14 protein-coding genes and 1 tRNA gene are annotated in these 21,092 nt (G+C 60.9%); 13 read left to right on the forward strand and 2 right to left on the reverse strand.

Annotated elements, in window-relative coordinates; all coding sequences use genetic code 11:
- Positions 1–38 precede the first annotated feature (38 nt).
- Positions 39–113, forward strand: a tRNA-Val gene (locus RRH01S_RS18035).
- A 155-nt stretch (positions 114–268) separates the two neighbouring features.
- On the opposite strand, the gene RRH01S_RS18040 is transcribed toward RRH01S_RS18035, so the two are convergent.
- Positions 269–580, reverse strand: coding sequence for a hypothetical protein (locus RRH01S_RS18040; protein ID WP_007701009.1), 312 nt, complete (start codon positions 578–580; stop codon positions 269–271).
- Between the two features lie 216 nt (positions 581–796).
- Here RRH01S_RS18040 and RRH01S_RS18045 point away from each other — a divergent pair, with 216 nt between their 5' ends.
- Both RRH01S_RS18045 and RRH01S_RS18050 read left to right on the forward strand, forming a co-directional pair.
- Entirely contained in the window at positions 797–1,027 is a 231-nt protein-coding gene (locus RRH01S_RS18045) for a hypothetical protein (RefSeq protein WP_007701007.1), read from the forward strand.
- 94 nt (positions 1,028–1,121) lie between these two features.
- Complete coding sequence (locus RRH01S_RS18050; protein WP_007701003.1) at positions 1,122–1,595, forward strand: hypothetical protein; 474 nt, start codon at positions 1,122–1,124, stop codon at positions 1,593–1,595.
- Positions 1,596–1,664: 69 nt separating this feature from the next.
- Here RRH01S_RS18050 and RRH01S_RS18055 read toward each other — a convergent pair whose 3' ends face one another.
- The gene (locus RRH01S_RS18055; protein ID WP_041722707.1) at positions 1,665–1,913 is read right to left on the reverse strand and encodes a hypothetical protein; all 249 of its coding nucleotides are present in this window, start codon (positions 1,911–1,913) and stop codon (positions 1,665–1,667) included.
- Positions 1,914–2,306: 393 nt separating this feature from the next.
- On the opposite strand from RRH01S_RS18055, the gene RRH01S_RS18060 reads away from it, so the two are divergent.
- The 10 genes from RRH01S_RS18060 to glgA all read left to right on the forward strand — a co-directional run bounded on the left by RRH01S_RS18060 (position 2,307) and on the right by glgA (position 21,092).
- Positions 2,307–3,407 (forward strand): DUF475 domain-containing protein, encoded by a 1,101-nt coding sequence (locus RRH01S_RS18060; protein WP_012652360.1) that lies wholly within the window; start codon positions 2,307–2,309, stop codon positions 3,405–3,407.
- Positions 3,408–3,669: 262 nt separating this feature from the next.
- Positions 3,670–5,097, forward strand: coding sequence for a mannose-1-phosphate guanylyltransferase/mannose-6-phosphate isomerase (locus tag RRH01S_RS18065; protein WP_012652361.1), 1,428 nt, complete (start codon positions 3,670–3,672; stop codon positions 5,095–5,097).
- 283 nt (positions 5,098–5,380) lie between these two features.
- The gene (locus tag RRH01S_RS18070) at positions 5,381–8,704 is read left to right on the forward strand and encodes a transglutaminase family protein (RefSeq protein WP_042473410.1); all 3,324 of its coding nucleotides are present in this window, start codon (positions 5,381–5,383) and stop codon (positions 8,702–8,704) included.
- A 13-nt stretch (positions 8,705–8,717) separates the two neighbouring features.
- Positions 8,718–11,135, forward strand: coding sequence for a circularly permuted type 2 ATP-grasp protein (locus RRH01S_RS18075; protein WP_012652363.1), 2,418 nt, complete (start codon positions 8,718–8,720; stop codon positions 11,133–11,135).
- Positions 11,136–11,139: 4 nt separating this feature from the next.
- The gene (locus tag RRH01S_RS18080; protein ID WP_007700981.1) at positions 11,140–12,024 is read left to right on the forward strand and encodes a transglutaminase family protein; all 885 of its coding nucleotides are present in this window, start codon (positions 11,140–11,142) and stop codon (positions 12,022–12,024) included.
- A gap of 105 nt (positions 12,025–12,129) precedes the next feature.
- The gene (locus RRH01S_RS18085) at positions 12,130–13,392 is read left to right on the forward strand and encodes a vWA domain-containing protein (RefSeq protein ID WP_042473413.1); all 1,263 of its coding nucleotides are present in this window, start codon (positions 12,130–12,132) and stop codon (positions 13,390–13,392) included.
- Between the two features lie 298 nt (positions 13,393–13,690).
- Entirely contained in the window at positions 13,691–16,153 is a 2,463-nt protein-coding gene (locus tag RRH01S_RS18090; RefSeq protein ID WP_007700975.1) for a glycogen/starch/alpha-glucan phosphorylase, read from the forward strand.
- On the forward strand, positions 16,150–18,357 hold the full coding sequence (gene glgB / locus RRH01S_RS18095) for a 1,4-alpha-glucan branching protein GlgB (RefSeq protein ID WP_012652366.1): 2,208 nt from the start codon (positions 16,150–16,152) through the stop codon (positions 18,355–18,357). Before RRH01S_RS18090 ends, glgB begins: the two co-directional genes overlap by 4 nt.
- Before the next feature lie 26 nt (positions 18,358–18,383).
- Complete coding sequence (gene glgC, locus RRH01S_RS18100) at positions 18,384–19,646, forward strand: glucose-1-phosphate adenylyltransferase (protein ID WP_007700968.1); 1,263 nt, start codon at positions 18,384–18,386, stop codon at positions 19,644–19,646.
- A gap of 3 nt (positions 19,647–19,649) precedes the next feature.
- Positions 19,650–21,092, forward strand: coding sequence for a glycogen synthase GlgA (gene glgA / locus RRH01S_RS18105; RefSeq protein ID WP_012652367.1), 1,443 nt, complete (start codon positions 19,650–19,652; stop codon positions 21,090–21,092).

Below are 21,092 nucleotides of genomic sequence, written 5' to 3' on the forward strand. Positions count from 1 at the left end.
GCTCCCAAGGTTTTATGATCTATGCGCCGCCATCGGATGGGCGTGTAGCTCAGCGGGAGAGCACTACGTTGACATCGTAGGGGTCACAGGTTCAATCCCTGTCACGCCCACCATCCTAATTCGCTGAAAAGCAAGGGCTTTCGGGAAACCGAGAGCCCTTTTTTCATATTGGTCCGGCATGCCGGACCAATGCTTTCTCCAGGCGAAAAGCGCCCTTTCCAAAGTATGGAAAAGGCACTTCCGAATGCAACAGAAAACGGTCGGCGGATCAGAGATCCAGGAAGTGCTGGAACACCGCCGACGTGGGATAGGCATAGAAGCCGCGATCCACGAAACCGTGTCGATATAAACAATTTCTCAATGCCAGAATATACAGGGTGCTGTTTGGATCGGGCGATCCCCGACGCCAGGAATAGGCCTCCGGTTCGCAACGGTTCAGCGCCCTGTCATATCGCTCCAGAAGCACGGGATCGCTGTCGGCGCGGATACCGCCGTGGTATGATTGATAATTCGAGGGCGCTTCGCCTGCGGAGACGCAAGCCAAGCTCAATAGAGCTCCCAATGCCAACATCATTCTCATCTGCTTTGACCTCTCGCTCATGGCGCCTCGAATGCTCGATCGCGCAGGCTGAGAATAAAGCTCTTTCCTTCAATATCCAATCACATGCTGATGTTCCGCATCAGGACCCATTGCCAGCGGGCAGGATCCGCACAATTTCCACCCATGAGCGCTTGACTTCCGCTCGCGCTGTCACACTACTGTTATGCTAAGGCATTGATCGTACGGGAGGACGAGATGGCGATTGTAAAGAAGCAGTTCTATAAAAATCACAAGCCCAACGGTGATGAGTATCTGTTCCATCTCGCCCGTGACACCGACAGCGGCGAGGTCTTCGTCATCCGCCAATCCGATTATGTCGTCGATGGCGGCACCGAGAAGCAGATGACCCTCTATGACTTTCTGGCCGGCGGCGGCAATCGGCAGAATGCGCTTCTGCAACTGATCGGAACGCTTGTGCCGGAGTAGCCCGGCGCCCTGCCCGCGGTCGTATCTGGGCTCTGCGGGTTGACTGCCACATTTCGATCGGCAAACGTGTCTGGGCTTTAAAGGAGCCCGTAACATGCGATTCGCAGGCCTTGCCATTGCTTTGACAGTCATGACCGTTGCCACGAGTGCCGGCGCGCAGAATTTTCCTGGCCCCGGCGTGGCCGTCATCGACGGCAAGTGCTCCAAGCTTGTCGTCGGCAAGCTCGATGCATCCAAAGGCTGCACGCCGCAGATCGCCAGCGTGACGGGACCGGATGGTTCCGTAACCTTTATCTTTTCGGCAGGCGGCAAGATGCTTGGCTTCCAGGGTGACGGGCGTGGGATAAAGCCTGGCGCGACCAAGGGAACGATACAATTGCCGATCGACGTCATCTCCACCGGCGCGGGCAACAAGATGGCTGGCCAGGTCGAGGCAAAGGGCGTTTGCACCTTCTCCAACCCCTATTCCGGCAAGCCCGTCGCGTTCCAATGCTCGGCGAAATCGACCGAACTGAGCTTTACCGGCAGCTTCCTGTCGAACGGCAAGCCGCCGCGCACCAAAAAATAACCGATAGCTTCAGACCGGCGGACCGCATCCCTGTCGAGGAAGGGCGCCCAAGAGCGCCCTTTCCAGATCTTACTGGGAGCCGCCTTTCTTCCTGCCCGCATGATTGGTGTCGCCCGGCGCCTCGCGCGATAGATCCGCGCCGCTGACATGGGCCGGTACGTGGACATCGTCATGCGTCGTTGGCTGCAACGTCAGATCGACATTATGTGGTGGCAGCACCTGCGCCTGGCGCAGGGAGTTCGGACGCGCACGTTTCTGCCGTGTCGTCAGCTCCGGCCTTTGTTCCTTCGCCTTGGGATGAATGGGATGGGGGCTCATGGAGGTTCTCCTTGTCCGCTGTTTTCTGTTCGGCAATGGACATAGCCGTGCCCACCTGAGAGCCAACGTCCCCTTCTCCGTTTGGTTCCGAAATTTCTGGATTATAGGAGACAATAGCATCATGCCTCGCGCTCGCCCTTGACGTGCGCCGGAACATCATTAATTATCGGCAATGTTCCGCGCCTTCTGACATCGGCTGCGGACTGAATATGGTGCCGGGCCCCTCTGGCGAGAGTTTTTACGGCGCTCTCGCGATGTCGGTACCGCCTGCAGATGAGCCGGCGGATTTCTTTTCATGAATAGTGTGACCATGCCTTACCCGCATGCCGTCTTTGGCACGCGGCTGCGCCTTCGATCCGAATATCTCCCCTTGGTTTGCTGCGAGGTGCGCCCATGACGCAGCCCACCTCCTCCAAATCCGTGCTCGGCTATTTCGGCTGGGCTTTCGCTGTTACAGCCGCCGGCCTCGCCCTCGGCGCGCTGCTGGGCTGGAATGCGACCGGCACGTTCGGCGGCCTCGCGACAGCCTTCTTCATCTGCGCGGTGCTTGCCGTGCTGGAGATATCGCTCTCCTTCGACAACGCCATCGTCAATGCCAACAAGCTGAAAGAGATGACGCCGCTCTGGCAGCATCGCTTCCTGACCTGGGGCATCGTCATCGCCGTCTTCGGCATGCGTATCATCTTCCCGCTGGCGATCGTCGCCATCGCGGCTTGGATCAATCCCTGGGAAGCGCTGAAGCTCGCGGCCGCCGAGCCGGAGCAGTATGCGCGGATCATGCATGACGCCCATCTGCCTATCGCCGCTTTCGGCGGCACCTTCCTGATGATGGTCGGTCTCACCTATTTCTTTAATCACGAGAAGGATGTGCACTGGATCGCCTTCGTGGAAAAAGCGATGGCGCGTTTCGCCACCATCAAGGGCATCGAGATCGCCTTCGTACTGATCCTCATTCTGGTTTTCTCCTCCCTGCTCGACGGCGAGGATTCAACGACGTTCCTGCATGCCTCCATCTACGGTCTCCTGACCTTCCTGCTGGTGGAAGTCCTGGCCGGCTTTCTCGACGCTTCGCAGAAGACGATGAGTGCTGCCGCCAAGGGTGGCTTCGGCGCCTTCCTTTATCTCGAGGTTCTCGACGCCAGTTTCTCCTTCGACGGCGTCATCGGCGCCTTCGCGCTGACCCAGAACCTCTTCATCATCGCCATCGGCCTCGGCATCGGCGCCATGTATGTGCGCTCCATGACGATCATGCTGGTGGAAAAGGGGACGCTCGCCCATTACCGCTATTTGGAACACGGCGCCTTCTACGCGATCCTGATCCTCTCGGTGATCATGTACGTCCAGACGCTCATGCATATTCCGGAGGTCATCACCGGCCTTGGCGGCGCCGCCCTAATCGGCATCTCACTGTGGTCGTCTATCCGCTACAACAAGCGCAACGGCGTCGAGCATGGGCCTGCCCATGAAGAACCGGGCGACCGGGCCGAGGCGTAGAGAAGAATATATGACCGTTGCCGCTTGGAGCGGCGGCGGTCGCCTCTCGCGGCAAACAATCCGCCATACGGCTGCCTCCTTTTCGTCGAAACGTAAGCTCTCCGATGAGAGTCTATTAGAATTTCCACACTAAGATCGATAAAGTTCCCAGTCGACGGCAGATCGCAATGGCGGTAAGAGTTGTCGAAGGAACGGCGCCGATAATCCCATAGGTTGCAAACCTTCGCGTAACGCTTGAACAAGTGTCTAGGAGAGAGAAAGAATGGCAGCGAAAATCGTCCCGGTGATCATGGCCGGAGGCAAGGGAACACGGTTATGGCCGCTGTCTCGCGCCTCGGCGCCAAAGCAATTCATTCAGTTCATCGGCGACAGGACGCTCTTTCAGAACACGCTGGAGCGCGTTTCCGATCCCGAGCTTTATGAAGCGCCGATCGTGCTCACCAACGAAGAATTCCGCTTCCTCGTCGCCGAGCAGGCGCGTGAACTCGGCCTGACACTGGCCGCCGTGCTGCTGGAGCCGGTTGCCCGCAACACCGCCGCCGCCGTCGCTGCCGCCGCCACGCTCGTCACCGAGCTTTTCGGCAAGGATGCGACGATGCATGTCCTTGGCTCCGACTATGAGATCGACGCCAACGCGACCTATTACGATTGCGTCCGGATCGCCCGTGACACAGCGCTTCAAGGCAAGCTTGTCACCTTCGGCATTGCACCGACTGAGCCGGCAACCGGCTATGGCTATATTGAAAGCGGCAAGGCGCTGCCGACCGGGGCCCACGTCGTCAAGCGCTTCGTCGAAAAGCCGGTGCTCGAAAAGGCCAAGGAGATGATCGCCAGCGGCGGGTTCTACTGGAACTCCGGCATGTTCATGTTCTCCGCCGCCCAGCTTCTGTCCGAAATCGGCGAATATGCACCGGAAGTCGAAAAGGCAGCGAGCAAGGCCGTTTCCAAATCCAAGCGCGATCTCGACTTCACCCGCCTCGATGCCGAAGCCTTTGCAAAGAGCCCGGATATCTCCATCGACTATGCGCTGATGGAAAAGACGGCGAACGCAGCCGTCGTCCCCTCGCCCTTTACCTGGTCGGATCTCGGAAGCTGGGATTCGGTCTGGAAGGTCGGCAAGCAGGACGACAACGGGAATGTCGCAGCCGGCAGCACGACGCTGGTCAACACCAAGAACTCGCTTGTCATGACCCACGGCATCCATCTCGCCGTACAGGGCCTTGAGGACGTCGCGGTCATCGCCAGCGAAGACGCCGTCTATGTCGGCCACCTCAAGGACAGCCAGGAAGTCGGCAAGCTGGTCAAGCTACTGGCGGGTCACAAGGCGACGGCCAAGCTCACCGAAACGCATCCGACATCCTATCGTCCCTGGGGCGGCTATACCTCGGTGCTGAACGGCGAGCGCTTCCAGGTGAAGCGCATCTTCGTGCTTCCGGGCAAGAAGCTGTCGCTGCAAAAGCATCACCACCGCTCCGAACACTGGATCGTCGTCAAGGGCACGGCGGAAGTGACGGTCGGCGAAAATGTGCAGATGCTGCGCGAGAACGAGTCGGTCTATATCCCGCTCGGGGAAGTCCACCGCCTGTCCAACCCCGGCAAGATCCTGCTGGAGCTGATCGAGGTGCAGACGGGCTCCTATCTCGGCGAAGACGACATCATCCGTCTGGTCGATGAATTCGGCAGAAGCTAGCGCATAACCCTTTAAATCGGAATCGATTTAAGGAAAGGATTATGCGCCAGTTGAAAGTGTTACTGCGACCCTAGCGCGTCCGGTTGGACGCGCGGCGCAGTAATGTCTTAGACAGCAATGATTTCAAGGCGGCGGGCGAAAGCTTGCCGCTTTTGCTTTGGCATTGTACGGGACAGCCCCGATTGACCGCCAAGACGCCTTGCATTCTCTCGCTGCATTGCACACACTGCCACCGGGAACAGCAACTGCCGCACAACGATGCGGGGCTAGGCAAAGAGACAATATGGCGATCAAAGCGAGCATCTATCATCTCACCCATTACAAATACGACAATCCGATCCGCCTTGGCCCCCAAGTCATCCGCCTGAAACCAGCCTCGCATTCCAAAACACGCGTTCTCAGCCACTCGCTGAAGGTCACGCCCTCCAATCACTTCGTCAATCTGCAGCAGGATCCCTACGGCAATTATCTCGCCCGCTTCGTTTTCCCCGATCCGGTGACCGAGTTGAAGATCGAGGTCGATCTCGTTGCCGACATGACGGTCTACAATCCCTTCGATTTCTTCGTCGAGGAAGAGGCCACCAAATGGCCCTTCGACTATCCCGAGACGCTTCGCGAGGATCTGTCGATCTACATGAAGCCGGAGGTGCCGGGACCGCGCCTCGAAGCCTTCCTCGCCACGCTCGACCGCTCCGAGCAGCAGCCCACCGTCGACATGATCGTCGGCATCAATGCGCGGCTGCAGCAGGAGATCGGCTATGTTATCCGCCTGGAAACCGGCGTACAAACGCCGGAGGAAACACTGGAGACGGTCAAAGGCTCCTGTCGCGACACGAGCTGGCTGCTCGTCCAGGTCCTTCGTCATCTGGGTCTCGCCACCCGCTTCGTCTCCGGCTACCTCATTCAGCTCACCCCGGACCTGAAGGCGCTCGACGGCCCCTCGGGCACGGAAGTCGACTTCACCGATCTGCACGCCTGGGTGGAGGTCTATCTTCCCGGCGCCGGCTGGGTCGGCCTGGACCCGACGTCCGGCTTGCTGACCGGCGAGAGCCATATTCCGCTCGCAGCAACCCCGCATTACCGCAACGCCGCCCCGATCTCCGGCGGCTATTTCGGCGAAGCCAACACTGAATTCGACTTCGCGATGAAGGTCACCCGCGTTGCCGAGCATCCGCGCATCACCAAGCCTTTCTCCGACGAAAGCTGGGATGCCCTGAATGCGCTCGGCGAAGAGGTCGACCGCGTCCTGCAAAGCGACGACGTACGCCTGACCATGGGCGGCGAGCCGACCTTCATCTCGATCGACGACTTCGAAGCTGAAGAATGGAACACCACCGCCGTTGGCCCGACCAAGCGCGACCGGGCAGATCAGCTGATCCGCCGCCTGCGCGATCGCTTTGCCCCCGGCGGCTTCCTGCACTATGGCCAAGGGAAATGGTATCCGGGCGAAAGCCTGCCGCGCTGGACCTTCTCGCTCTACTGGCGCAAGGACGGCAAGCCCGTCTGGCAGAACCCCGCCCTGATCGCGCAAGAAACGGCAAAGACCGGCGCCAGCGTGGAGGATGCCGGAAAGCTTCTGAGCGCAATTGCCAAGGAACTGGCGATCGAGCCCGACATGGTGCTGCCGGCCTATGAGGACCCGGCCGAATGGATCATCAAGGAAGGCAGCCTGCCGGAAAACGTCGATCCGTCCAATTCGAAACTGAAGGACCCCGAGGAGCGCAGCCGTATTGCCCGCGTCTTCGAGCGCGGCCTGACAACGGCGACCGGCTATGTCCTCCCCGTACAGGCCTGGAATGCGCGCGCCGCAGGCACGCGCTGGGTGAGCGAAAAGTGGAGCACGCGCCGCGGCAAGATCTATCTGATGCCGGGTGATTCGCCGATCGGCTACCGCCTGCCGCTCGGCACCCTGCCCTACGTGCCGCCGTCCCGTTACCCCTATATCCACACCGTCGACCCCTCCATCCCGCGCACGCCCTTGCCGGATGTCATCGTGCCCGCCGGCCGGGCAATGCCGGAGGCTTCGTTCCAGGCCGATGAAAGCGGGCAATCGCGCGTCGAACAGAAACTTGGCGATATCCGAGGCGCGGTCCGCACCGCCATCTCGGTCGAGCCGCGCGACGGCCGGCTCTGCGTCTTCATGCCACCAACCGAAAGCATTGAGCAGTATCTCGAACTGCTGGCTGCTGCCGAAAATGCGGCGGCGGAACTCGAACTGCCGGTGCATATCGAAGGCTATTCGCCCCCCCAGGACGAACGCATCAACGTGATCCGCGTCGCCCCCGATCCCGGCGTGATCGAAGTCAATATTCACCCGGCATCAAACTGGCAGGACTGCGTCGACATCACCACGGCGGTCTATGAAGAGGCTCGGCTGACGCGCCTCGGCACCGACAAGTTCCTGATCGACGGCCGCCACACCGGCACCGGCGGCGGCAACCATGTCGTCGTCGGCGGCGCCAATCCGGGCGACAGCCCCTTCCTGCGCCGCCCGGACCTGCTGAAGAGCCTGGTGCTGCATTGGCAGCGGCATCCGGCACTCTCCTACCTTTTCTCCGGTCTGTTCATCGGCCCGACCAGCCAGGCCCCGCGCTTCGACGAGGCGCGTCACGACAGCCTCTACGAGCTGGAAATCGCGATGGCCCAGGTGCCGGCCCCCGGCCAGGGCATCCCGCCCCTGCCATGGCTCGTCGACCGCCTGTTCCGCAATCTCCTGACCGACGTCAGCGGCAACACCCATCGCTCGGAAATCTGCATCGACAAGCTGTTTTCGCCGGATGGACCGACGGGCCGCCTCGGCCTGGTGGAATTCCGAGGTTTCGAAATGCCGCCGAATGCCCGCATGAGCCTTGCCCAGCAATTGCTGGTCCGCGCCCTCATCGCCCGCTTCTGGCGCAACCCGATCGACGGCAATTTCGTCCGCTGGGGCACGGCGCTGCACGACCGTTTCATGCTGCCGCACTATATCTGGCAGGATTTTCTCGATGTGCTCGCGGACCTCCGGCAAAACGGCTTCGACCTTCGCCCCGAATGGTTCCAGGCCCAGCTCGAATTCCGCTTCCCCTTCTGCGGCGAAGTCGAATACGAGGGCAGCAAGCTGGAACTGCGCCAGGCGCTCGAGCCGTGGCATGTCATGGGTGAAGAAGGCGCAGTCGGCGGCACCGTCCGTTATGTTGACTCATCATTGGAGCGGTTGCAGGTTCGGCTCGAAACCAACAATCCGGCGCGCTACACTGTTGCCTGCAACGGTCGCGCCATGCCGCTGACGCCGACGGGCGCCTCCGGCGTTTCGGTTGCCGGCGTCCGTTACAAGGCCTGGCACCCGGCGTCCGGCCTGCATCCGGTTTTGCCGATCAATACGCCACTGACCTTCGACATTTATGATACATGGTCCAAACGTTCGATCGGCGGCTGCATCTACCATGTTGCCCATCCGGGCGGCCGGAACTATGACACCTTCCCCGTCAATGGCAACGAGGCAGAAGCGCGGCGCTTGGCGCGATTCGAGCCTTGGGGACATACGGCGGGCGATTATACTCTGCGGACGGAAACGGTGTCGGGCGAATTTCCGCTGACGCTCGATCTCAGGCGGCCGATAGGAGTTTGAAACAGGAATAAGCATGCGCAAAAAACCCGCGACGAAACGGCGTGATGAGGTAAAGGCTGGCATCGGTAACGATCCGGCCTTTGCCTATTCGGCCCTGCCTGGCGTCGCCGACGAGATGGTTGACAATACCGGAGCGGTGCGCCCGGTGTGGCAAAACCTGCTCGCTGCGCTCAGCCGTATGCCGGAACAGGAGCTGCTGGAGCGCTTCGCCCGCGCCGACCGCTACCTGCGCGACGCCGGCGTCTTCTACCGCGCCTATGGTGCAAAAGGCCTCAGCGAGCGCAACTGGCCGATTTCGCATATTCCCGTGCTGATCGACGAGCGCGAATGGCAGACGCTGTCGGAAGGGCTTTGCCAGCGCGCCGACCTGCTCGAAGAGGTCATCGCCGATATTTATGGCGACAACCGGCTGGTGCAGGAAGGCCTGCTGCCGCCGGCGCTGGTGGGCGGCAATCCAGAGTTCCTGCGGCCACTTGCCGGCATCAAGCCTGCGGGCGGGCACTATCTGCATTTCCTTGCCTTCGAGATCGGCCGTGGGCCTGATGGCAACTGGTGGGTGCTAGCCGACCGCGCCCAGGCGCCGTCGGGTGCAGGCTTCGCGCTGGAAACCCGCGTCGCCACCACCCGGGCCTTTTCCGACATCTACGCCGAAACCAAGGTGCATCGCCTCGCCTCCTTCTTCGGCGCTTTCCGCGATACGCTTCAGGGCGCAAAGCGCGGCGCGACGGACCGTATCGCGGTTCTGACGCCGGGGCCGGCCAACGAGACCTATTACGAACACGCCTATATCGCCCGCTATCTCGGCTTCATGCTGCTCGAGGGCGAGGATATCACCGTTGTCAATGACCAGCTCATGGTCCGCACCGTCGCAGGGCTGAGGCCGATCAGCGTGCTCTGGCGCCGCCTTGACGCATCTTACGCGGACCCGCTGGAGCTCAACCAGCAATCCCACATCGGCACGCCGGGCCTGGTCGAGGCGCTTAGGGCGCAAACCGTCACCATCGTCAACGCGCTCGGTTCCGGCATTCTCGAAACCCGCGCGCTGCTCGCCTTCATGCCCACCATCTGTCGGCATCTGCGCGGCGAAGAGCTGAAACTGCCGTCGATCGCCACCTGGTGGTGTGGACAGAAGGCCGAACGCGAGCATGTCGCCAAGCACATCGAAAAGATGGTGATCGGCCCGGCCTATTCCTGCATGCCCTTCTTCGACGACAGCGGCCAATCCGTGCTGGGGTCGACGCTGCGCACCACCGCCAAGGAATCGATTACTGACTGGCTGGTGAAGGACGGCCAGAAGCTCGTTGGCCAGGAGGTCGTCACGCTCTCAACGACACCCGCATGGGTGAACGGCAAGCTGATCCCACGACCGATGAGCCTGCGCGTCTTTGCCGCTCGCACCGAAAAGGGCTGGCAGATCATGCCCGGCGGCTTTGCCCGCATCGGCAGCGGCGACGATGTCGCCGCCATCGCCATGCAGGCCGGCGGTTCGGCCGCCGACGTCTGGATCGTCTCCGACAAGCCGGTCGAACGCCACACGTTGCTGCCGGCCGAAGAGACCTTTACCCGCAACATGCCCGGCAGCCTGCCGAGCCGTGCCGCCGACAATCTCTTCTGGCTCGGCCGCTACATCGAGCGCGCCGAAGGGGCACTGCGCATCCTGCGTGCCTGGCACGCGCGCTTTGCCGAATCGGCCGACCCCACCCAGCCGCTGCTCGCCGATGTCAGCGCCTATCTCGGGGCCGTCGACATCGACACCGAGGAGGCCGTGCCGGAAAGCCTGCTGCGCAACATCGAAAGCGCCGTCTATTCCGCCAGCAACATTCGCGACCGCTTTTCGCCGGACGGCTGGCTGGCGCTGAACGATCTCGCCAAGACCGCCCGCCGCTTCCACGAAACGGTCAAGCCCGGCGACGACGCCAGCCATGCCATGACTATCCTGTTGCGCAAGCTCGCGGGCTTTGCCGGTCTCGTGCACGAAAACATGTACCGCTTCACCGGCTGGCGCTTCTTGTCGCTCGGCCGCTATATCGAGCGCGGGCTGCACATGACGCGCCTGCTCGGCCACATGTCCGGCCCGGAAGCGCCCGACGGTGCGCTCGACATGCTGCTCGAAATCGGCGACAGCGTCATGACCCATCGCCGCCGCTACAACGTCAACACGGCGCGGCTGACGGTGACCGACCTGCTGGCGCTCGATCCGCTCAACCCGCGCTCGATCCTGTTCCAGATGAACGAGATCCACCGCGAAGTGGAGCAATTGCCGAACGCCTTCGTCAACGGCCAGATGTCGCCCTTCTACCGCGAAGCCATGCGGCTGCATTCGGGCCTTGCCGTCATGACCCCGGAAACAATGAACGATGAGGTCTATCAGCGGCTGGAACGAGAGCTGGAACGGCTCTCCGACCTTCTGGCCCAGACCTATCTCGGATGATGTGATGCTATACGACCTGTCGCTGCACATGGGCTATATCTACGACGTGCCGGCCAGCGGCGCGCGCCATATCATGCGCTTGCTGCCGCTGTCGCTTGACAACCGCCAGCGCCTGATTGCCGGCTCGCTGAAAATCTCGCCGCATCCCGACGAGCAATCGAACTTCACCGATTTTTTCCAGCATCCTACGACCTCGATCCTGGTGCGCAATCACCATGAGAAGCTGGATATCCGCATGCAGGCGCGGGTGCAGGTGGAGAGCCAGCCCGTCGCCGCCGACTTCTCGCCCGTGCTGGCCAAGCTGCCGGACGAGATCAGCGACTGCTGGACGGTCGACTCTTCCTCGCCGCATCACTTCCTAGGCATCAGTCCTCGCCTGCCGGAAACACCCGAAATCGCCGATTATGCCCGGCAATGGGCAACGACCAATCTGACGGTCATGCAGATCGCCCATGCCGTCTGCACCCAGATCCACAAGGATTTCACCTACGACGCCAAAGCGACGACAGTGGAGACCACGCCGAAGGAGGCATTCCGCCTGAAACGCGGCGTCTGCCAGGATTTCACGCATGTGATGATCATCGCACTGCGCAGCCTCGGCATTCCCGCCGGCTATGTCAGCGGTTTCCTGCGTACCATCCCGCCGCCGGGCAAGGAGCGGCTGGAAGGCGCCGACGCCATGCATGCCTGGGTGCGCGTCTGGTGCGGCGAAACGGCGGGCTGGATCGAGCTCGACCCGACCAACAACATCCCCGCCGGCACCGACCACATCGTCGTCGCCTATGGCCGCGACTACTCCGACGTCGCGCCCGTCATCGGCGTGCTGAAAAGCTATGGCAGCCAGAAGACGGTCCAGGCCGTGGATGTTATTCCACTAAAGCAGCATTAATTACGCCAGTCGCTAAAAGTCGAACGATCATCTAAACGCCGAGCTTAGATTTCTCGCCGATATTTGCCACCATTCTGAGGCTATTACTTCGTTGGGGCGAACGTGATGATCAATGGTTCGGGTAAATTTCGCAGTCTTCTACAACTTATACACGATCGCACGGGCAATTTCGGCATCCTGACCGCGATTGCCATTCCGGTCGTGGCAGCGACGGCAGGCGTGGCCGTCGATGTCACCAACATGGCCGCGTCCAACAGCCAGTTGCAGCAGGCGACCGATGCGGCCGCCCTTGCGACGGCAACGGCGCTTGGCAATAAAACCGCGACGACAAGTAACGCTCAGCAATTGGCAACCCAATTCGTGACCGGGCAGATGTCGAACTATCTTGCAGGCGACGCAAATGCCATCGCCTCGCTCAAGACCGGCACGAGCGCGAGCGTGACACAGACCACTGATTCATCCGGCAATACCGGTTATTCGGTCGTCGTGAATGCGTCCTATTCGATGCAGACGAACGGCATGACACGCATGCTGGGCTTCTCCTCGATGAACGTTGCCGCATCGAGCACATCGACCAACGGTAGCACCGCTGGCAGCGATTCTTCTTCGGGAACCGGAATAAAGCCGCTGTCGATGTATCTCGTTCTCGACCGCTCCGGCTCGATGGACGAAGCGACTGATACGGTCAATGCCGAGCAGCCGACGGCGACGTATACCTATTCCTGTACGACCACCAACTCGAGGGGCCAAAAGGTCAACAGCACCTGCACGGGCACGAAACCTAATTATTATACAAAGATGCAGTCGCTGAAGATCGCCGTCAGCAATATGGCAGCAGTGCTCAACCAAGCAGATACAAACAGCCAACTCGTTCGCACCGGCGCTGACTCTTATAATTCTGTCGCCCAGACGCCCACCGCACTGGCCTGGGGTACGAGCGGTGTTACCAAATACGTCAACAACCTCTCGGCAAGCGGAACGACGAATTCGGCACCGGCCTTCACGGCTGCGGTGACAGCCCTGACATTAGCATCCGGGACACCGGGACTAACAAACGAACAGCTGCAGCATAAAAACAAAAACGGTACCGCAGACCCGTCCACATACATCATCTTCATGACAGACGGCGACAACAACGTGCAAAGCGCTGATGCGAATACCAAAATTCAATGCGACAAAGCACGCACTGCCGGAATCCACGTCTACACCATCGCCTTCATGGCTCCGCCAAATGGTCAGGCATTGCTGAAGTACTGCGCGACGAGCCCCGGTGATGCCTACACTCCTCAGAATGCCGCGGATCTGTTCACCACCTTTGAGACAATCACTGAGCAAGCGTCGAAGAGAGCAACACTTCTGACCAGATAAAGTCCGCCGTCGGACATACCGGCTACCGCGGATAGACCACAAATACGAAAGCCGCTCCGGAGCGATCCGGGCGGCTTTTTCTTGGCAATCAATCCGCCGATAAGAGCCGGAAAAACAACCGAAATCAAGTCTTTTCGCTGCCTCGGGAAGGCTGACCCGCTATTTTCACCTCCGCCCGAATTCACCTGTTGCAACAACTTTACATCGGTGCGTAAACTGCTAGTTAGACGAGATGGCAATTTGGTTTACTCAGGCATAACATCCTGAATATAAATCACAAATGGCGAGAGTTGATAGTATGAATAGCTTGACGAAGGCCAATCTCCCCGCCCCAGCTCCGCGTAGTTCCCGCCCTGAAATCCTCGCGGAGGAAATCATCGAGCGCCTGACCTATCGTATCGGCAAGGACGCGAAAGTCGCCAAGCCACATGATTGGCTGACGGCAACCATCCTCGTCATCCGCGACCGCGTCATCGACAAATGGATGGAATCGACCCGCAGGGCCTACGAGACCAACGCCAAGCGCGTCTACTATCTATCGCTCGAATTCCTCATCGGCCGCCTAATGCGCGATGCGGTCTCCAACCTCGGTCTGATGGAGGAGATCACCAACGCTCTCACCTCGCTCGGCGTCGATATCCGCGTCATCGCCGGCCTAGAGCCCGATGCGGCGCTCGGCAACGGCGGCCTTGGCCGTCTCGCCGCCTGTTTCATGGAATCGATGGCGACTGTTGAGGTCCCGGCCTATGGCTACGGCATTCGCTACGTCCACGGCCTCTTCCGCCAGCAGATGGCCGACGGCTGGCAGGTGGAGCTGCCGGAAACCTGGCTCGCCCACGGCAACCCGTGGGAATTCGAGCGCCGGGAAAGCGCCTACGAAATCGGCTTCGGCGGCGCCGTCGAAACCGTCGGCGGTCACGACGACCAGCCCCGCTATGTCTGGAAGCCGGCCGAGCGCGTCATCGCCGCCGCCTTCGACACGCCCGTCGTCGGCTGGCGCGGCAACCGCGTCAACACGCTGCGCCTCTGGTCGGCCCAGCCGATCGACCCGATCCTGCTCGACGCCTTCAACGCCGGCGACCATATCGGCGCGCTTCGCGAAAGCAACAAGGCCGAAAGCCTGACCCGCGTCCTCTATCCGGCCGATGCGACGCCCGCCGGCCAGGAGCTGCGCCTGCGCCAGGAATTCTTCTTCTCCTCAGCCTCGCTGCAGGACATCCTGCGCCGCCATCTGCAACAATATGACGACCTGAACAATCTGGCCGACAAGGTCGCGATCCAGCTCAACGACACCCACCCGGCCGTCTCCATCGCCGAAATGATGCGCCTGCTGGTCGACGTTCATGGCATGGAATTCGAACAAGCCTGGGATATCACCCGCAATACCTTCGGCTACACCAACCACACGCTTCTGCCCGAGGCGCTGGAAAGCTGGCCGGTGCCGCTGTTCGAACGGCTGCTGCCGCGGCACATGCAGATCATCTATACGATCAACGCCAAGATCCTGCTCGAGGCTCGCAAGACCCGCAATTTCAGCGACGGCGAAATCCGCTCGATCTCGCTGATCGACGAGAACGGCGACCGGCGCGTGCGTATGGGCAATCTCGCCTTCGTCGGCTCTCACTCGATCAACGGCGTTTCGGCACTGCATACCGACCTGATGAAGGTCACTGTGTTTGCCGACCTGCACAAGCTCTATCCGGACCGCATCAACAACAAGACCAACGGCATCACGCCGCGCCGCTGGCTGATGCAGTGTAATCCGGGCCTCACCGGCCTCATCCGTGAGACTATCGGCGACGAGTTCCTCGATGACGCCGAAAAGCTGAAGCCACTCGACAAATTCGCTCGCGACAGCGCCTTCCAGGAAAAATTCGCCGCCATCAAACGCGCCAACAAGGTGCAGCTTTCCAATCTGGTCGCCAGCCGCATGGGCATCAAGCTAGATCCCAACGCGATGTTCGACATCCAGATCAAGCGCATCCACGAATACAAGCGCCAGCTTCTCAACATCATCGAGACGGTGGCACTCTACGACCAGATCCGCTCGCATCCGGAGCTTGACTGGCAGCCGCGCGTAAAACTCTTCGCGGGCAAGGCGGCACCGAGCTATCACAACGCCAAGCTGATCATCAAGCTGATCAACGACGTCGCCCGCGTCATCAACAATGACCCGTCGGTGCGCGGCCTGCTGAAGGTCGTCTTCGTGCCGAACTACAACGTCTCGCTCGCTGAAATCATGGTTCCGGCCGCCGACCTCTCCGAGCAGATCTCGACCGCCGGCATGGAAGCATCCGGCACCGGCAACATGAAATTCGGCCTCAACGGCGCACTGACCATCGGCACACTCGACGGCGCCAATGTCGAGATGCGCGACAATGTCGGCGAGGACAATATCGTCATCTTCGGCCTGACGGCCGACGAAGTCGCCAATCTGCGTAGCGACGGCCACGATCCCCGCGCCGTTATCGCGCGCTCGCGCGAGCTGGCGCAGGCGCTAGATGCCATCGCTTCCGGCGTTTTCTCGCCGGATGACCGCACCCGCTATGCTGGCCTGATCGACGGCATCTACACCCACGACTGGTTCATGGTCGCGGCCGATTTCGATGCCTATGCCGCAGCCCAGCGCGAGGTTGATACCCTCTGGGCCAAGCCCTCCGAATGGTACACCAAGACGATCAACAACACCGCTCGCATGGGCTGGTTCTCCTCCGATCGGACGATCCGTCAATATGCCAAGGAAATTTGGAGAGCCGGATGAAGAAGCCGAAAAGACCCGTTGACGGCATAGCCTTGAGGGACATTTCGGCAGACGAGATTGCTGCAATTCTCGCAGGCACCCATTCCGATCCGTTCGCCGTTCTCGGCGTGCACAAGACGGAAGACGGCTTCATCGCCCGTTGTTTCATTCTGGGCGCCGAAGCCGTCACCGCCATGGCGCTCGACGGCACCGTCATCGGCGAACTGGATTGCCTCGACCCGGCCGGCTTCTTTGCCGGCAACGTCAAAATCACCAAGCTGCAGCCGGTCCGGTATCGCGCCCGGCGCGGCGACGTCGAATGGGCGGTGACGGACCCCTATAGCTTCGGTCCGGTCCTTGGCCCGATGGATGACTATTTCCTGCGTGAAGGCACGCATCTGCGCCTGTTCGACAAGATGGGCGCACACCCGATAAAACACGAAGGCGTCCAGGGCTTTCACTTCGCCGTCTGGGCGCCGAATGCGCAGCGCGTTTCGGTGGTCGGCGATTTCAACGGCTGGGACGGCCGCCGGCATGTCATGCGCTTTCGCTCCGACGCCGGTATCTGGGAGATCTTCGCACCGGATGTTCCCGCCGGCATTGCCTACAAGTTCGAAATCCGTGGCCATGACGGCGTGTTGCTGCCGCTGAAGGCCGATCCCTTCGCCCGCCGCAGCGAACTTCGCCCGAAGACCGCCTCGGTCACCGCCAACGAGATGACCCAGGTCTGGGAGGACACGGCCCATCGCGAGCATTGGGCAAGCGTCGATCAGCGCCGCCAGCCGATCTCGATCTATGAGGTGCATGCCGGCTCCTGGCAGCGTCGCGACGACGGATCGATGCTGTCCTGGGACGAGCTTGCCTCGCGCCTCATCCCCTATTGCGTCGACATGGGCTTCACCCATATCGAGCTCATGCCGATCACCGAGCATCCCTATGATCCGTCCTGGGGCTATCAGACCACCGGCCTCTATGCGCCAACGGCCCGCTTCGGCGAACCGGAAGGCTTTGCGCGCTTCGTCAACGGCTGTCACAAGGTCGGCATCGGCGTCCTTCTCGACTGGGTGCCGGCGCATTTCCCGACCGACGAACACGGCCTGCGCCGGTTCGACGGCACTGCCCTTTACGAGCATGAAGACCCACGCAAGGGCTTTCATCCCGACTGGAACACGGCGATCTACAATTTCGGCCGTACCGAAGTGCTCGCCTACTTGCAGAACAACGCGCTCTACTGGGCCGAGAAATTCCATCTCGACGGCGTGCGCGTCGATGCCGTCGCCTCGATGCTCTACCTCGACTATTCCCGCAAGCACGGCGAATGGATCCCGAACGAGTATGGCGGCAACGAGAACCTGGAAGCCGTTCGCTTCCTGCAATCGATGAACAGCAGGCTCTATGGCGCCCATCCCGGCGTCATGACCATTGCCGAGGAATCGACCTCCTGGCCGAAGGTGTCCCAGCCTGTCCACGAAGGCGGCCTCGGCTTCGGCTTCAAGTGGAACATGGGCTTCATGCACGACACGCTGAGCTATCTCGCCCGCGACCATGTTCACCGCAAGTATCACCACAACGAGCTGACCTTCGGCCTGATCTACGCCTTTTCGGAAAACTTCGTCCTGCCGCTCTCCCATGACGAAGTGGTGCACGGCAAGGGATCGCTGATCGCCAAGATGGCGGGCGACGACTGGCAGAAGTTCGCCAATCTGCGTGCCTACTACGCCTTCATGTGGGGTTATCCCGGCAAGAAGCTGTTGTTCATGGGCCAGGAATTCGCGCAGTGGAGCGAGTGGAGCGAAGAGCGCGCGCTGGACTGGAACCTGCTGCAATACCGCATGCATGAGGGCATGCGGCGACTGGTGCGCGATCTCAACTTCACCTATCGCAGCAAGCCGGCCCTGCATGCCCGCGACTGCGAGGGTGAAGGTTTCGAATGGCTGATCGTCGACGATTTCGAAAACTCGGTCTTTGCCTGGCTGCGCAAGGCGCCCGGCGAAAAGCCGGTGGCGGTCATCACCAATTTCACGCCGGTCTACCGGGAGAACTACGCTTTGCGCCTGCCGGCTGAGGGACGGTGGCGCGAAATACTGAATACCGATGCCGACATTTATGGCGGCAGCGGCAAGGGGAATGGCGGGCGCGTCCAGGCCGTCAGCGCCGGCGGCAGCATACATGCAACAATAACGCTGCCGCCGCTGGCAACCATCATGCTCGAACCGGAATTTTAAGACCATTACGGACAGGGAGGAATGAAATGGTAGAAAAACGCTTTCAGCCGCTGGCGCGCGACGCCATGGCCTACGTTCTTGCCGGGGGCCGTGGCAGCCGCCTGAAGGAACTAACCGATCGCCGCGCCAAGCCGGCCGTCTATTTCGGCGGCAAGACCCGCATCATCGATTTTGCGCTCTCGAACGCACTTAATTCCGGTATCCGGCGCATCGGCGTAGCGACCCAGTATAAGGCGCACTCGCTGATCCGTCACATGCAGCGCGGCTGGAACTTCTTCCGCCCGGAGCGAAACGAAAGCTTCGATATCCTGCCCGCCTCCCAGCGCGTTTCCGAAACGCAATGGTATGAAGGCACGGCCGACGCCGTTTACCAGAACATCGACATCATCGAGCCCTACGGCCCGGAATACATGGTCATCCTTGCCGGCGACCATATCTACAAGATGGACTATGAGTGGATGCTGCAGCAGCACGTCGATTCCGGTGCCGAAGTCACCATCGGCTGCCTGGAAGTGCCGCGCATGGAAGCCGTCGGCTTCGGTGTCATGCATGTCGACGAGAAGGACCAGATCATCGACTTCGTCGAGAAGCCAGCCGACCCGCCCGGCATTCCCGGCAATCCGGATTTCGCGCTGGCCTCGATGGGCATCTACGTCTTCCACACCAAATTCCTGATCGAATGCCTGAAGCGCGATGCGGCCGACCCGAACTCCAGCCGCGACTTCGGCAAGGATATCATCCCCTACATCGTCAAGAACGGCAAAGCCGTCGCCCACCGCTTCGCGCAGTCCTGCGTTCGCTCCGATTTCGAGCGCGAAGCCTATTGGCGCGACGTCGGTACGATCGATGCCTATTGGCAGGCCAATATCGACCTGACCGCCGTGGTGCCCGAGCTCGACATCTACGACAAGTCCTGGCCGATCTGGACCTATGCGGAAATCAGCCCGCCGGCCAAGTTCGTCCATGACGACGAGAACCGCCGTGGTTCCGCCGTCTCCTCCGTCGTTGCCGGCGATTGCATCATCTCCGGCGCCAGCCTGTCGAACAGCCTGCTGTTTACCGGCGTGCGTGCCAACTCCTATTCCAAGCTGGAAGGAGCCGTGGTGCTGCCGAGCGTCAAGGTCGGTCGTCACGCTCAGTTGAAGAATGTCGTCATCGACCACGGCGTCAATATCCCGGAAGGCCTGGTGGTCGGCGAGGATCCGCAACTCGACGCCAAGCGTTTCCGCCGAACGGAAAGCGGTATCTGCCTGATCACGCAAACGATGATCGACAAGCTGGATATCTGACAGATGAAAGTTCTTTCGGTTTCATCCGAAGTCTTCCCTTTGATCAAGACAGGGGGCCTGGCCGATGTGGCCGGCGCCCTGCCTGGCGCGCTTAATCCTCATGGTATCGAAACGAAGACCCTGATCCCCGGTTATCCCGCGGTCATGAAGGTCATCCGCAATCCGGTGGCCCGCCTCGAATTCGCTGACCTGCTCGGCGAAAAGGCGACGGTCTTCGAAGTCGAGCACAGCGGCATGTCCTTCCTCGTGCTCGACGCCCCGGCCTATTACAACCGCACCGGCGGCCCCTATGTCGACGCCACCGGCAAGGATTATCCCGATAACTGGCAGCGTTTTGCCGCCCTGTCGCTTGCCGGCGCGGAAATTGCCGCCGGCCAGATGCCCGGCTGGCAGCCGGATCTGGTGCATGTGCACGACTGGCAATCGGCCCTGGTGCCGGTTTACATGCGCTACGCGCCGACGCCGGAGCTGCCGAGCGTGCTCACCATCCACAACATCGCCTTCCAGGGCCAGTTCGGCCCAAGCATCTTCCCCGGTCTGCGCCTGCCCGCACACGCCTACTCCATGCAAGGTATCGAATATTACGGCGATATTGGCTTCCTCAAAGGTGGCCTGCAGACGGCCCATGCGCTGACGACCGTCAGCCCTTCCTATGCCGGGGAGATCCTGACGCCGGAATTCGGCATGGGGCTGGAAGGGGTCATCGCCAGCCGCGCCGCCAGCCTCCACGGAATCGTCAACGGCATCGACGACGGCATCTGGAACCCCGAAACCGATCCAATGATCGCCCGGACCTATGGGGCCTCGACGCTGAAGGACCGCGCCATCAATCGCAAGCAGGTGGTCGAACATTTCGGCCTGGACGACGATGACGGCCCGATTTTCTGCGTCGTCAGCCGGCTGACCTGGCAGAAGGGCATGGACCTGCTCGCCAGCATTTCCAGCGAGATCGTCGCCATGGGCGGCAAGCTCGCCATTCTCGGGGCCGGCGACGCCGCCCTCGAAGGCGCGCTCTTTGCCGCCGCCGGTCGCCATCGCGGCCGCGTCGGTGTTTCCGCCGGCTACAACGAAGCGATGTCGCATCTTATGCAGGCCGGTTGCGACGCCATCATCATTCCCTCCCGCTTCGAACCCTGTGGCCTCACGCAACTTTATGGTTTAAGATATGGCTGCGTGCCAATCGTTGCGCGTACGGGTGGTCTCAACGATACGATCATCGACGCCAACCATGCCGCGCTGCAGGCGAAGGTCGCAACCGGCATTCAATTTTCGCCCGTCACCGCCGAAGGACTACTGCAAGCCATCCGCCGCGCCATATACCTTTTCCAGGACCGAAAGGTCTGGACGCAGATGCAAAAGCAGGGCATGAAATCCGACGTATCCTGGGGTAAGAGCGCAGAACGCTACGCGGCTCTCTACTCCAGACTTGTCTCGAGAGGCGCTTAA

The sequence above is a fragment of the Rhizobium rhizogenes NBRC 13257 genome (assembly GCF_000696095.1).
Taxonomy (GTDB): Bacteria; Pseudomonadota; Alphaproteobacteria; order Rhizobiales; family Rhizobiaceae; genus Rhizobium; species Rhizobium rhizogenes.

Excerpts from the sequence above, each read along its gene's own strand:
- RRH01S_RS18040 (WP_007701009.1), bottom strand. The coding sequence starts at position 580 with ATGAGAATGATGTTGGCATTGGGAGCTCTATTGAGCTTGGCTTGCGTC.
- RRH01S_RS18045 (WP_007701007.1), top strand. The coding sequence starts at position 797 with ATGGCGATTGTAAAGAAGCAGTTCTATAAAAATCACAAGCCCAACGGT.
- RRH01S_RS18050 (WP_007701003.1), top strand. The coding sequence starts at position 1,122 with ATGCGATTCGCAGGCCTTGCCATTGCTTTGACAGTCATGACCGTTGCC.
- RRH01S_RS18055 (WP_041722707.1), bottom strand. The coding sequence starts at position 1,913 with ATGAGCCCCCATCCCATTCATCCCAAGGCGAAGGAACAAAGGCCGGAG.
- RRH01S_RS18060 (WP_012652360.1), top strand. The coding sequence starts at position 2,307 with ATGACGCAGCCCACCTCCTCCAAATCCGTGCTCGGCTATTTCGGCTGG.
- RRH01S_RS18065 (WP_012652361.1), top strand. The coding sequence starts at position 3,670 with ATGGCAGCGAAAATCGTCCCGGTGATCATGGCCGGAGGCAAGGGAACA.
- RRH01S_RS18070 (WP_042473410.1), top strand. The coding sequence starts at position 5,381 with ATGGCGATCAAAGCGAGCATCTATCATCTCACCCATTACAAATACGAC.
- RRH01S_RS18075 (WP_012652363.1), top strand. The coding sequence starts at position 8,718 with ATGCGCAAAAAACCCGCGACGAAACGGCGTGATGAGGTAAAGGCTGGC.
- RRH01S_RS18080 (WP_007700981.1), top strand. The coding sequence starts at position 11,140 with ATGCTATACGACCTGTCGCTGCACATGGGCTATATCTACGACGTGCCG.
- RRH01S_RS18085 (WP_042473413.1), top strand. The coding sequence starts at position 12,130 with ATGATCAATGGTTCGGGTAAATTTCGCAGTCTTCTACAACTTATACAC.
- RRH01S_RS18090 (WP_007700975.1), top strand. The coding sequence starts at position 13,691 with ATGAATAGCTTGACGAAGGCCAATCTCCCCGCCCCAGCTCCGCGTAGT.
- glgB (WP_012652366.1), top strand. The coding sequence starts at position 16,150 with ATGAAGAAGCCGAAAAGACCCGTTGACGGCATAGCCTTGAGGGACATT.
- glgC (WP_007700968.1), top strand. The coding sequence starts at position 18,384 with ATGGTAGAAAAACGCTTTCAGCCGCTGGCGCGCGACGCCATGGCCTAC.
- glgA (WP_012652367.1), top strand. The coding sequence starts at position 19,650 with ATGAAAGTTCTTTCGGTTTCATCCGAAGTCTTCCCTTTGATCAAGACA.